Here is a 13031-nt window from a genome sequence, read left to right as displayed (position 1 = left end):
AGTTGCGCCGCCATCCGGCAAAGGAGAGAGCGATGTTTGATTTACTCCTGCGCCGTGCGCGCCTCGTTGACGATACGGTGAGCGATATTGCGCTCAAAGACGGCAAAATTGCGGCGTTGGGCGACGTTGATGGCCCGGCGCTGAAAACCATCGAACTGGGCGGCGAGTACTACGTCAGCGCAGGTTGGATTGATTCCCACGTTCACTGCTATCCGAAATCCCCGATTTATCACGACCAGCCGGACAGCGTCGGTATAGCTACCGGCGTTACCACGGTGGTGGATGCGGGTAGTACCGGGGCGGATGATATCGATGATTTTTATACCCTGACCCGGGAAGCGACCACCGAAGTGTATGCGCTGCTGAATATTTCCCGCGTTGGGCTTATCGCCCAGAACGAGCTGGCTAATATGGCCAACATTGACGCCGATGCGGTGCGACAGGCGGTGAAGCGCCATCCTGATTTTATCGTCGGCCTGAAGGCGCGCATGAGCAGCAGCGTGGTCGGTGAAAACGGCATTACGCCGCTGGAGCGCGCCAAAACGATGCAAGCGCAGAACGGTGACCTGCCGCTGATGGTGCACATCGGCAACAATCCGCCGGATCTGGATGAGATCGCCGAACGCCTGACCGCGGGCGACATCATTACCCACTGCTACAACGGTAAGCCGAATCGTATTCTGACGCCGCAAGGCGAGCTGCGAGCGTCAGTGACGCGGGCGATTTCACGCGGTGTGCGTCTGGACGTTGGGCATGGCACCGCCAGCCTGAGCTTTGCGGTGGCAAAACGCGCTATTGGTCTGGGCATTTTGCCGCACACCATCAGCTCCGATATTTATTGTCGCAACCGTATCAGCGGCCCGGTGTATTCCCTGGCGAATGTGATGTCGAAATTTCTCGCCATTGGGATGTCGCTACCGCAGGTCATTGAGTGCGTTACTGCCAATGCCGCCGATGGTCTGCGCCTGAAACAGAAAGGGCGACTGCAGGTTGGTCTGGATGCCGATTTAACCCTCTTTACGCTTAAGCGCCAGCCAACCGTGCTGGTAGATGCAGAAAACGACAGCCTGCAGGCTGAACAACTGCTGGTGCCGCTTGCCGCAATACGTGCGGGCAAGGGCTATATGACCGAACAAGGGAGCGCGGAACATGCCTTCGATTTTTGAGAAATACAATTTAAAACAGGTGATTAACACCTCAGGCCGCATGACGGCGCTCGGCGTTTCTACGCCACGACCAGAAGTGGTTCAGGCCGCAATGGCAGGGATGAATCAATATTTTGAGATGAAAGACCTGGTCAATAAAACCGGTGACTACATTGCGAAATTGCTGGAGGTGGAAGGGGCAACCGTCGTCTCCTGCGCTTCGGCCGGAATCGCCCTGTCAGTGGCTGGAGTGCTGGTTAAGGACAGCGACTGGCTGCTGGAGAACCTGCACGTCGCGCCGATCGAGAACAACGAAATCGTGCTGCCCAGAGGCCACAACGTCAACTTTGGCGCTCCGGTTGGCACCATGGTGGCGCTCGGCGGCGGCAAGCTCGTGGAAGCGGGTTATGCCAACGAATGTTCCGCCACTCAGCTGGCGGCGGCCATTACGCCACGCACGGCGGCCATTCTGTATATCAAATCTCACCACTGCGTCCAGAAAAGTATGCTCAGCGTGGAACAGGCTGCGGTGGTGGCGCGTACGCATAATCTGCCACTAATCGTGGATGCGGCGGCGGAAGAGGATTTGCAGTGCTACTACCGGGTTGGTGCGGATCTGGTGATTTATAGCGGTGCGAAAGCGATTGAAGGGCCAACCAGCGGCCTGGTGATTGGCAAAACCCAATACGTTGAGTGGGTGAAGCGCCAGACCGCGGGGATTGGCCGGGCGATGAAGGTGGGTAAAGAGGGGATTCTTGGCCTGACCTGCGCCATCGAACTGTATCTGAACGCGCAGAAAGAGAGCGGCGCGGAGATGGTCGAGAAAATGACGCCGTTCATTAATGCGTTAAACCAGCTTCACGGCGTAAGCGCCCGCGTGGTGTGGGACAGCGCAGGGCGCGACATCGCGCGCACGGAAATTAAGTTTGACGAAGCGGCAACTGGCATCGCCACAGGTGAACTGGTCGACGCGCTCAAGCAGGGAGAGTACGCGATTTACTTCCGTGGTTACAAAGCTAACGAAGGCATTATCGAAGCCGATGTGCGCAGCGTGGATCGCGCGCAACTGGAGATTGTGGCCCGTCGAATTGGTGAAGTGATTTCGCAGGAGAAAAAAGCATGAAACTGACCCCTAACTTTTATCGCGACCGCGTCTGCCTGAACGTGCTGGCGGGCTCCAAAGAAAATGCCCGGGATATTTACGCGGCGGCGGAAGGACACGTGCTGGTCGGTGTGTTGTCAAAAAATTACCCGGATGTCGCAAGCGCGGTCGCGGATATGCGTGAATACGCAGCGCTTATCGACAATGCCCTCTCCGTGGGGCTGGGGGCGGGCGATCCAAACCAGTCGGCGATGGTCAGTGAAATCTCCCGTCAGGTGCAGCCACAGCATGTTAATCAGGTCTTTACCGGCGTGGCGACCAGCCGCGCGCTGCTGGGTCAGCAGGAGACGGTGGTTAACGGTCTGGTCTCGCCAACTGGCACACCGGGCAGGGTGAAAATCTCCACCGGTCCGCTGAGCAGCCAGACGCCAGACGGCATTGTGCCGGTAGAAACCGCGATTGCGTTGCTCAAAGACATGGGGGGGAGCTCGATTAAATACTTCCCAATGGGTGGCCTGAAGTGCCGTGAGGAATACATTGCAGTTGCCCAGGCCTGCGCCCGCCATGACTTCTGGCTGGAGCCAACTGGCGGTATCGATCTGGATAATTTCACTGAAATTTTGCAGATCGCCCTGGATGCCGGAGTGAGCAAAATCATTCCTCACATCTATAGTTCGATTATTGATAAGGTGAGTGGTAACACCCGACCGGACGACGTGCGCCAGCTGATGGCGATGACCCGGGCCTGCGTAGGCTAACTGACTGATGAGGAAACTGACGTGCGATTCCCCAACCAACGTTTAGCGCAGCTGTTTGGCATGCTGCAAAACGAAGCGCTTCCACAGGACGAGCTGGCGCAGCGGTTGTCGGTTTCCACACGCACCGTACGGGCGGATATCACTGCGCTAAACGCGCTGCTCACTCAGTACGGCGCGCAGTTTGTCCTCAGCCGGGGTAACGGTTATCAACTCAAAATTGACGACCCGGCACGTTATCATGCCCTGCAAACGCAGCGACCAGACGCGTTGCTGCGCATCCCTCGCACCAGCCAGGAGCGGGTGCACTGGCTGGTGGTTCGTTTTCTGACGTCGGCCTTTTCGCTGAAGCTGGAGGATTTGGCTGATGAATGGTTTATCAGCCGCGCGACGCTGCAAAACGATATGGCTGAGGTGCGCGAGCATCTGCAACGTTATCATCTGACGCTGGAAACGCGCCCCCGTCACGGTATGAAGCTGTTTGGCAGCGAGATGGCGATCCGCGCCTGTTTGACCGATCTGCTATGGACGCTGGCGCAGCAGGATCCACAGCACCCGCTAGTGACGCAAGAGGCACTAAATGCCGGGATCCCTGAACAGCTACAACCTGTTTTGCAGGATATTTTTGCCCGTTTTCACATTCGCCTGACCGATGAGGGTGAGCTGTTTTTGCGGTTGTACTGCGCGGTGGCGGTACGGCGGATTAGCGAAGGGTATCCCCTCCCGGAATTTGCCGCAGAAGAAGCCGAGCAATCGGTGTGCCTGGCCACGCGGGAAATCGCAGCGGTATTGCACCGACTGGCGGATAAACCGCTTACCGTTTCCGAAGAGAACTGGCTGCAGGTGCATATCGCCGCCCGCCAGGTACAAGAGATCGCCCCCAGCGCCATCAATGCGGATGATGACGAAGCGCTGGTCAATTACATCCTGCGGTTTATCAACAGCCAGTACAACTACAACCTGTTGAATGACAAACAGTTACATGCTGACCTGCTGACGCATATTAAGACGATGATCACCCGGGTGCGTTACCAGATAATGATCCCCAATCCGCTACTGGAAAATATTAAACAGCACTACCCGATGGCGTGGGACATGACGCTGGCCGCCGTCTCGGGATGGGGAAAATATACGCCGTACACCATCAGTGAAAATGAGATTGGCTTCCTTGTGCTGCATATTGGCGTCGGGCTGGAGCGTAGTTACAACATCGGTTACCAGAGGCAGCCGAAAGTTCTGCTGGTATGCGATGCTGGAAATGCGATGGCGCGGATGATTGAAGCGGTGCTGGCGCGTAAGTATCCGCAGATAGAAATCGTCGATACCGTGACGCTACGCGACTACGAACAGCGGGAAAGTATCAGCGAAGATTTCGTCATCTCTACCGCGCGGGTTGGTGAAAAAGATAAGCCTGTGGTGATGATTGCACCGTTCCCTACCGATTATCAACTGGAGCAAATTGGCAAACTGGTGCTGGTCGACAGAACCCGTCCGTGGATGTTGAACAAATTCTTCGATGCCGCCCATTTTCGTGTGATCGACGAGCCAATGGATCAACAAACGTTGTTCAACGTTTTATGTCGCCAGTTGCAGGATGAAGGCTTTGTCGATGCGGAGTTTCTTGATTCGGTGGTTGAACGTGAGGCCATCGTCAGCACCATGCTGGGTGACAGCATTGCCCTGCCGCACGCCCTCGGTCTGCTGGCAAAGAAAACGGTGGTCTACACCATCCTCGCCCCGCAGGGTATCGCCTGGGGGGATGAAACGGCGCATGTGATCTTCCTGCTCGCCATCAGCAAAAGCGAATACGAAGAAGCGATGGCGATCTACGATATTTTCGTCACCTTCCTGCGCGAGCGGGCGATGACGCGACTCTGCGCATGCCGCAATTTCAGCGAGTTCAAAACGGTTGCAATGGAGTGTGTGAGCCGTTTTTGAGAGGCGGAAAACAGAACCTCTACTGCTGGAAATTACCGCAAGTGATGTACAACCTGATTACTGCTGCCGCGCCAGATTAGCGCCGGGTCTTTGAGATCCTGCACGTATTTGCCATCGACCAGCACGTTGATGAGATCCACCACCTGCATTTGCGCGGCATCGAGTTCATCGAGCTTGTAGCCGGTCCACACCCAGATGTCTTTTCCCGGACACTCAGCGCGAATGCGCTGCACCAGTTGCAGAATATCCGGCACGTTTTGTGGATGCAGCGGATCGCCGCCGGAGAGCGAGATCCCCTGACGGTGAATACGCGTGTCGTTCAGATCGGCAATGATCTTGTCTTCCATCTCTTTGCTAAACGGCTGGCCAGAGTTCAACCGCCAGGTGCTTTTGTTATAGCATCCGGGGCATTCATGCACGCATCCTGAAACAAACAGGGTACAGCGAGTGCCGGGACCGTTAACGATGTCGACAGGGTAATACTGATGGTAATTCATTTTCGCTTCTCATCCGTTTATCAATTCGCGCCATAGCTGCGTTCGTGCGCCCGAGTCACTTACTTATGTAAGCTCCCCGGGACTTACTCATTTGCTGCTTTGCTATGACGTGAATTGCGTTGCGGAAATAATGGCCCGAAAAGCGTCGCATCGCCGGGCAATAAAATCGTCTAAATTAACCGATCTGCCCGTTCCCTAAATGCTTAACGCGGCGCTTCACTTCTTCCTGCTTACCGGCGTTAAACGGACGTGCGTCCGGGCTGCCTAAATAACCGCAGACGCGGCGGGTGACCGATACGCGGGCGGCGTCGTGGTTACCACATTTCGGGCAGGTAAAGCCTTTGCTGGTGCACTCAAATTCACCGGTAAAGCCGCACTCGTAGCATTCATCGATTGGCGTGTTGGTCCCGTAATAGGGCACGTGCTGATAGCTATAATCCCAGACGTCTTCCAGCGCTTTCAGGTTGTGCTGAATATTCGGGTATTCGCCGTAGCAAATGAAGCCCCCGCTTGCCAGCGGCGGGTACGGCGCTTCGAAATCGATCTTGTCGTACGGGTTAACCTTCTTCTCCACGTCGAGGTGGAAGCTGTTGGTGTAGTAGCCTTTGTCGGTCACGCCCGGGACCACGCCAAATTCGGCGGTATCCAGACGGCAGAAACGGTCGCACAGGTTTTCACTTGGCGTGCTGTACAGGCTAAAGCCGTAGCCAGTTTCGTCTTTCCACTGATCGACCGCTTGGCGCAGGCGTTCCACAATGGCGATACCTTTGGCGCGCAGCTGCTCGCTGTCATACACATGCTTGTCGCCAAACAGCGCATTGATGGTTTCGTGAATACCGATGTAGCCCAGAGAGATGGATGCACGACCATTTTTAAAGATTTCTGACACATCATCGTCCGCTTTCAGACGCACGCCGCAGGCCCCTTCCATATACAGAATGGGCGCCACGCGGGCCTTCACGCCTTCCAGGCGCGCAATGCGGGTCATCAGCGCTTTACGCGCCAGTACCAGACGATCGTCGAGCAGTTTCCAGAAGGTGGCTTCATCGCCATGCGCTTCCAGCGCGATACGCGGCAGGTTGAGGCTGATAACGCCGAGGTTGTTACGTCCGTCGTGAATCTGTTCGCCGTTCTCGTTTTCCCACACGCCGAGGAAGCTGCGACAGCCCATTGGCGTTTTGAACGAGCCGGTCACTTTGACCACCTGATCGTAGTTCAGGATGTCCGGATACATACGCTTGCTCGCGCACTCCAGTGCCAGCTGTTTGATGTCGTAGTTCGGATCGCCAAACTTGTGGTTCAGACCGTCACGAATCGCGAACACCAGTTTCGGGAACACTGCGGTTTTACGATTTTTACCCAGGCCGGCAATACGGTTACGCAGAATGGACTGCTGGATCAAACGCGATTCCCAGCTGGTTCCCAGACCAAAACCAAAGGTCACGAACGGCGTCTGACCGTTGGCGGTATGCAGGGTATTCACTTCATACTCGAGAGACTGGAATGCGTCGTAGCACTCTTTCTCGGTACGGGAATGGGCATAACCGTCGGCGTCCGGGATCTGCCACTCTTCAGCGGTTTTACGATGTTTATTAAAGCTCTCGGTAACGAACGGCGCGAGAACTTCATCAATACGGTTAATGGTGGTGCCGCCATAAATATGGCTGGCGACCTGCGCGATAATTTGCGCGGTGACGGCGGTCGCGGTAGAGATGGATTTTGGCGGTTCAATCTCCGCGTTACCCATCTTAAAGCCCTGCGTCAGCATGCCTTTCAGGTCGATCAGCATGCAGTTAAACATTGGGAAGAACGGAGAGTAGTCGAGATCGTGATAGTGAATATCACCACGCTCGTGCGCCTGGACGACATCACGCGGCAGCAGGTGCTGACGCGCATAGTGTTTGGCAACGATACCGGCCAGCAGGTCGCGCTGGGTCGGGATCACTTTGCTGTCTTTGTTGGCATTTTCATTCAGCAGAGCAGAGTTGGTTTGCTCAACCAGACCACGAATTTCCTGGTTCAGACGGCCACGTTTTTCACGCTGGATATCACGGTCGTGGCGATATTCGATGTACGCACGGGCGAGTTGTTTGTACGGGCCAGACATTAGCTGGTTTTCTACCGCTGTCTGGATCTCGTTGATATCGACCTTGCTGCGCTCATTCATCTGGCTACTAACGACTTCTGCGACGGTGGCACAGTAATCTGCGTCATCGACTCCCGCTGCTTTAGCTGCACGCAGAATGGCTTCTTTGATGCGCTCTGATTTAAACGGCACTTTACAGCCATCTCGTTTCATCACATGCGGTGTCATGATCACTCCATATTTATAAGAACAGGTTATCCACAGAGGTTGGGGAGGCCATCAGGGCTTTATTCATCTCTATTGCCAATGACTTCCCGCAATCCTGACCCACTTTATCCACAATTCCACCGTGAAGCGGTGCACTGTAGTTGTAGCAATTGTAGTCGATTAATACAACATATTGGGTCGGCGTGCATTTTAAGTTCTATATGTAGTGATTTGCATCAAGGATGTTTACGATTTATTTGATGTAGCGCAAAGTAAAAATCGGAGCGTACAGATGACGGGCACTACAGCCGATTGTAAATTGTGGGCAGAAAATTCTGATTAATTATTCAACAAAAACAGAAAGGTATAGCCGGGCAGGCATCAGCTGCCCGGAATACGCTATTACGACAGCGACTGCACCCAGTGAATACCTGCGTTAATGAAGGCAACTGAGGCGACGAGACCCAGAATGAGCGGTACAAGACGATGACTTTTCACGCGGTTTTCTGGTGTTTCCTCCGCTGGCGTAGCGCCAGGCGAGAGCAGCGCCAGTACCTCTTCGGCAGACGTAGCGTTAAGCATGGCGCTTCGCATCTCATCTTCAACCAGCGACGAGGTAAGCTGGGTTAATAGTTGCATATGCGTGGTGCCTGCTTCCGTGGGCGGGATCGCCAGCAGGAACACTAACCGTACGGTTTCTGGCCCTTCAAGACCGGGCCACAGTATTGGCTCGGGAAAGAGGGCGACGCAGAACGACGCCTGCACGACGGACTCACATTTTCCATGAGGGACGGCCAGTTCTTCTCCCAGCGCGGTCGGTCCTTCTTTTTCACGGCGCAGAACGCTGTCAATAAAAGCGTCTTTATGGGTAATGAGTCCGCATTCGAACAGTGCCGAAGACATATGCCGGATGATCGCATCGGGAGAAGATTGCGGCGGATCGATAAAAATGAGTTCAGAGCGAGTCAGTGCTGACAGTTCCATGTTATGCCTCCGGTTGCGTTGTGGTACGGATCCAGACGGTTTGCCAGCCCGTTAGCTCGCAAACGCCGTTAAAGGCTTTTCCCGACAAAAGATCTATTCCTCCGATGGGGAGAGAAAGTGATTGTGGGAGACCGGTGACATTTACCACGCAGTACACCGTTTCCCCCTCTGTCGAATGGTGGCGTTTAACACCAAAAAACGCATCAGGTAGTTCAAGAACGCGCTGTGTGGCGAAAGGTGAAAAAGCCGGATGTTGCTTACGTATACGCAGTAAGTTCGTCAATGCGGCATAGATCCTGGCCTGTTTTGACTCAGGCGTAATAAGTGTGTTGTGAAGGGGGGCAAAATCCAGCTTTTCACGGTTAATGCGGCGATTTATCCCTGACGCGTTCAACCCTGCAATATCATTTTCGCTACCGAGAAGGCTGTGGTAGTAAATTGCAGGTACGCCCCGCAACATAAAGAGGATGGCGTGAGCGGCGGCAAATCTGGCGACCTGCGTGTCGGGAGCTTCTCCCGGTTCGCTCAACGCACTCAGAAAGTTAATATTCATCTCGTACGGCGACTGGCTGCCGTCCGGATTGGTGCGCCAGGAAATACGCCCTTGCTTGCGCTCCACTTCACTGACCAGAAACGTTTTTTCTTCCGTAGAGAGAATATTTTCAACGGGTCGCAATCCGATGCCGTCGTGGCTGGCGAGGAAATTGAAAAACGTGGTGTTGTCAGGAAAGGTGTCCTGCTCCAGCCTTTGCGCCCACTGGCGTAGCCAGCGTGCGTTGCCACGCAGGAAGGCGTGCAGCGTTAGCGGCGGTAACGGGAATTGATACACCATATGAGCCTCATCCCCGCAGCCCAGATAGCTGATATTTTCCTGATGCGGCACATTGGTTTCGGTAATCAACAGACAGTCAGGCCAGATCTCTTCCAGAATCGCCCGCCAGAGTTTGATGATCAGATGAGTTTGCGGTAGATGAATACAGCGGCTGTTTTTCTCTTTCCACAAAAAACCTACGGCATCGAGTCGAATCGCCCGAGCGCCGCGGGAGGCGTATTCCAAAAGAATATCAATACTTTCCAGTAAAACATCAGGTTCACGAAAATTGAGATCGATCTGATCGGCGCTGAATGTGGTCCAGATGTGTGCCGTTTCCCCTGTTGCTCGCTTGAAAGGGGTGAGCAGCGGCAGCGTCCTGGGACGCGTCACCTGGTGGTAGTCGTCATCCGGATCGGCGTTAATAAAGTAGTTTTGATAGCGTGGCTCACCGCGCAGATAGCCCTGGAACCAACGGCTTTGCTGTGAAATATGGTTTATCACAAAATCGAACATTAGATTGAAGTCGCCCGCCAGCGCGGCAATATCTGACCACTGCCCAAGATTGGGATCAACTTGTCGGTAATCCACCACGCTGAAACCGTCATCGGAAGTCCAGGGGAACATCGGCAGCAGGTGAATGTCACTGATCGTCCCCTTCAACCACAGTTTTGCAAACTGGTGGAGAATCGACAGGGGATTTGCCCCTTGCGAGCTGATGCTATCGCCATAGGCGATCATCCAGATACGGCTTTGATCTAACGCAACTGCTGTTGGCGTTTTCGGTTTCCAGCGTTGAGCAAGTTGCTCGATTTTTGCGGCGATTTCCTGATGATCTGCATGCGGGTAGAGCTGTGTCAGCGTCTCGCGGATAAATGCTTTATGTGGGGAGATATTCATACTTTTACGTCACGCTCCGGCAGTGAGAAAAGAAAATCGCATGTAGCGAAAGGCGCAATTTCGCGGCAGCGTTCAACGGATTCTTCCAGATAGTTAATCTGCGGTATCTTTTGCAGTAATGGCGGAAGTTCAACAGGATGCTCACCGGCATTGAAAATACGTAATATTGTTCCATTTATCGTCTGGGCGTGTGGCAGCGCCGAAAGGATGAGCGGTTCAGGCAGCGTTAGCAGGCTGCAGGTCTCTGGCAGGGAACGCGGCATGAAATTAAGCGTGAAGCGCTCCAGACGGTTGTCCAGCGTGTTTAGCTTCTGGTTCTGCCAGCTGAAAGGCTGGCGTAACGCTCGAGCCTCAAGGCGACGTAATGTCATATGATCGGCTCGTTTGGCGAGAGATAACGTCAGGCTAAAATGTAGGAGCTTGTGGAGCTGAGCCTCTGGCGTGTAAATAACGGTGTTATTGATGCCGGAAGCGCGTCCGGGTCGCCACGCCAGATCGTCGCGTCCCAGAACGCCAGTCGATTTGAAGAGCGTCAGTGCTACCTGCGATGTTGTATTTTGCAGGATCTGATACTCCTTCATGCCCAGACTGTTAACGATCATCGCGTTGTCGTTTTCCGCAATAGCAATAATGCCCTCGCTGGTTTCGATATCGACAGGTTTCTCACGATAGTTTTGCTGCCAGTTCGCAGGGGCGTCGGCAATGGGGCGGTGAATAATGCCGAAAGGCTGCGAAGCTATTGATTCGTGGGTGTGAATATCGCTGTTGATCAGCAGGCGCAGGCGGTGGTCGCAAACGTTGTTTTCCAGGCGGGTATCAATAAAAAGATGGGCTTCTCCCTGACGGAGTTCGCAAACAACCTGTAACCGGCACTCTTGTGGCGCGCGTTGACTTAATGAATAAGGCAGGTTGAGCGTGATGCCCAACGTTAAGCGCTCAACGTGCTGGCTCTTTTCACAGGCATCAAGCGTGAAGTGATTGAACTTTTGCGGGATATCACCTTCCAGCGGCGAAAAATCATAGCTATCGCCTGCATCCGCACAATCTTCGAAAGTTAGCAGATCGGAGATAGTCCTGCCGGTACGCTTATCCCGCAGCGTCAGCGTTCCGCCAGCAAGCGTTAGCCGGTAGTGGTCATTTTCAATGTAGTTTTCAGCACAAGGACGTAGCGTAGAAACCGCGCATGCGCCCTCGCGAACGCTGATATTAATATAACCCAGCGCGGGCAGTGCCTGCGTATCGATAGCGACCTGCGAGCGGTAATAGGGCGGTAGCTCAACCTCTTTTTCTCCCTGCGGCGTAACCTGAATCACGCGTCCACCGGAAAGCTCTGTTTGTTCAAGAATGCTAAATGAAAGAGTCCGCCCACCAGCGCAGAGTTCAAAGGATGGCGCGCTGGTGTATAGCGTGGCGTTGATAATCCCGGACCAGGGCGTCGCGCCAGGGTTCACCACAAAGAGATCGTTCTCCTGACTGCTGGCAATGGCCAGTTCTTTGATAACCAGATTCCACAGGCTTTGGCTGAGCTGTTCCGTTTGTTCCAGTCGATGCAGAATATCCCGGTTGGTGGCATCGCTGTTGCATCCGCCGATAGAGTCATGGGCATGGTTGCGTAACAGGTTTTTCCAGATTTGATCAACCCACTGGAGGTTGACGTCAATACCATGATGGCGGGCCAACGCGATTGTCGGTTCCAGCTTGCTCAACAAAAATTGTTCGACATCGTAATTTATCTTTTTAATGTCGTAGCGAACGGAGCCGATGGTTTTGTGGATCCGGGTATAGCGCGGGGATTTCAGTTCTCCCTGCCAGCAGGTAAATCCATCGGCTTGCTGACGAAGCGTATCAACATACGCCTCCAGCGACGAGATATGGAACCGATCGCCTTCAGATGAGCGCTCGCTGACCGTCTGCAGAATCTCTGGCAGCAGGGGATCAATATTGACCTGATCGCCACCGCAGGGCAGGAGTAAGTCATGCAGACCGGAGCGTTGGCGGATGAGATTCACCATCGGAAAGATTTTTTCTTGCAGGTGGGCATCGTCCGGCTGAATATTTTTGGCCGCCCCGTAGCCAAACGGCATTGCGCAGGCGATGACCTGCGAACCTGACGGCGCTCGCCAGATAAACTGGCTCTGTGCAACCTGCGTGTCATGATCAATACCGCGCCAGAACACGATGTTATCCAGATTGCATCCGCGAAGCAGCGTCGGAAGCTGGCTGTTATGACCAAAGGTATCGGGGAGATAGCCCACCATCATGGCGTGGCCCAGTTTACGCGCGGACAGTATGCCGTACTTCAGGTTGCGGATAATCGATTCGCCGTGAACGTTAAACGTATCCGTCTGGGTGTACCACGGGCCAATATAAAGCCGTTTGTTTTTGACGAGTTGCTTCAGGCGGTCAGCATATTGCGGATTGACGGCCAGAAAATCCTCAACAACCGCGGTTTGTCCGTCGAAATGGTAACAGGTGTAATCGGCGTTACGTTCTAATGTGTCGATAACATCGGCAAAATTTCGTGATGCCAGGATATTGCTGTCCTGTAGTGTGAAATACCACTCTTGATCCCAGTGCGTGTGGGCGATGACATGGATATGACTCAT

General features: G+C 54.1%; 9 protein-coding genes. 4 read left to right on the top strand and 5 right to left on the bottom strand.

Annotated elements, in window-relative coordinates; all coding sequences use genetic code 11:
• The first annotated feature begins 32 nt into the window (after window positions 1–32).
• The 4 genes from GFC06_RS01855 to GFC06_RS01840 are packed head-to-tail and all read left to right on the top strand — an operon-like array spanning window position 33 to window position 4940.
• Window positions 33–1166 carry an amidohydrolase/deacetylase family metallohydrolase gene (locus tag GFC06_RS01855; RefSeq protein WP_049283026.1) on the top strand — a complete coding sequence of 378 codons (1134 nt, stop codon included), beginning with the start codon at window positions 33–35 and terminating at the stop codon, window positions 1164–1166.
• Window positions 1150–2268, top strand: coding sequence for a DgaE family pyridoxal phosphate-dependent ammonia lyase (locus GFC06_RS01850; RefSeq protein WP_141875832.1), 1119 nt, complete (start codon window positions 1150–1152; stop codon window positions 2266–2268). The genes GFC06_RS01855 and GFC06_RS01850 overlap by 17 nt, the downstream gene beginning before the upstream one ends.
• Window positions 2265–3005 (top strand): 2-dehydro-3-deoxy-phosphogluconate aldolase, encoded by a 741-nt coding sequence (dagF, locus tag GFC06_RS01845; RefSeq protein ID WP_016151471.1) that lies wholly within the window; start codon window positions 2265–2267, stop codon window positions 3003–3005. Before GFC06_RS01850 ends, dagF begins: the two co-directional genes overlap by 4 nt.
• A 21-nt stretch (window positions 3006–3026) precedes the next feature.
• On the top strand, window positions 3027–4940 hold the full coding sequence (locus tag GFC06_RS01840) for a BglG family transcription antiterminator (RefSeq protein WP_049270643.1): 1914 nt from the start codon (window positions 3027–3029) through the stop codon (window positions 4938–4940).
• A 32-nt stretch (window positions 4941–4972) separates the two neighbouring features.
• Here the strand turns inward: GFC06_RS01840 and nrdG are convergent, their stop codons facing one another.
• From nrdG to GFC06_RS01815, 5 genes are all read right to left on the bottom strand, one after another.
• Window positions 4973–5437 (bottom strand): anaerobic ribonucleoside-triphosphate reductase-activating protein, encoded by a 465-nt coding sequence (nrdG, locus tag GFC06_RS01835; protein ID WP_016151476.1) that lies wholly within the window; start codon window positions 5435–5437, stop codon window positions 4973–4975.
• A 175-nt stretch (window positions 5438–5612) separates the two neighbouring features.
• A complete protein-coding gene (gene nrdD, locus GFC06_RS01830) occupies window positions 5613–7751 on the bottom strand; it encodes an anaerobic ribonucleoside-triphosphate reductase (protein ID WP_016151477.1) in 2139 nt (712 codons plus the stop codon).
• 381 nt (window positions 7752–8132) lie between these two features.
• Window positions 8133–8714 (bottom strand): fructose PTS transporter subunit IIA, encoded by a 582-nt coding sequence (locus GFC06_RS01825; RefSeq protein WP_047499918.1) that lies wholly within the window; start codon window positions 8712–8714, stop codon window positions 8133–8135.
• 1 nt (window position 8715) lies between these two features.
• Window positions 8716–10425 carry a sugar phosphorylase gene (locus GFC06_RS01820; protein WP_141875833.1) on the bottom strand — a complete coding sequence of 570 codons (1710 nt, stop codon included), beginning with the start codon at window positions 10423–10425 and terminating at the stop codon, window positions 8716–8718.
• A complete protein-coding gene (locus GFC06_RS01815) occupies window positions 10422–13031 on the bottom strand; it encodes a glycoside hydrolase family 38 N-terminal domain-containing protein (protein ID WP_141875834.1) in 2610 nt (869 codons plus the stop codon). Before GFC06_RS01815 ends, GFC06_RS01820 begins: the two co-directional genes overlap by 4 nt.

It is taken from the genome of Citrobacter braakii (assembly GCF_009648935.1).
Lineage (GTDB): Bacteria > Pseudomonadota > Gammaproteobacteria > Enterobacterales > Enterobacteriaceae > Citrobacter > Citrobacter braakii.
The sequence above is the reverse complement of the archived record's forward strand: the minus strand, read 5'-3'. Positions and strand labels throughout refer to the sequence as shown.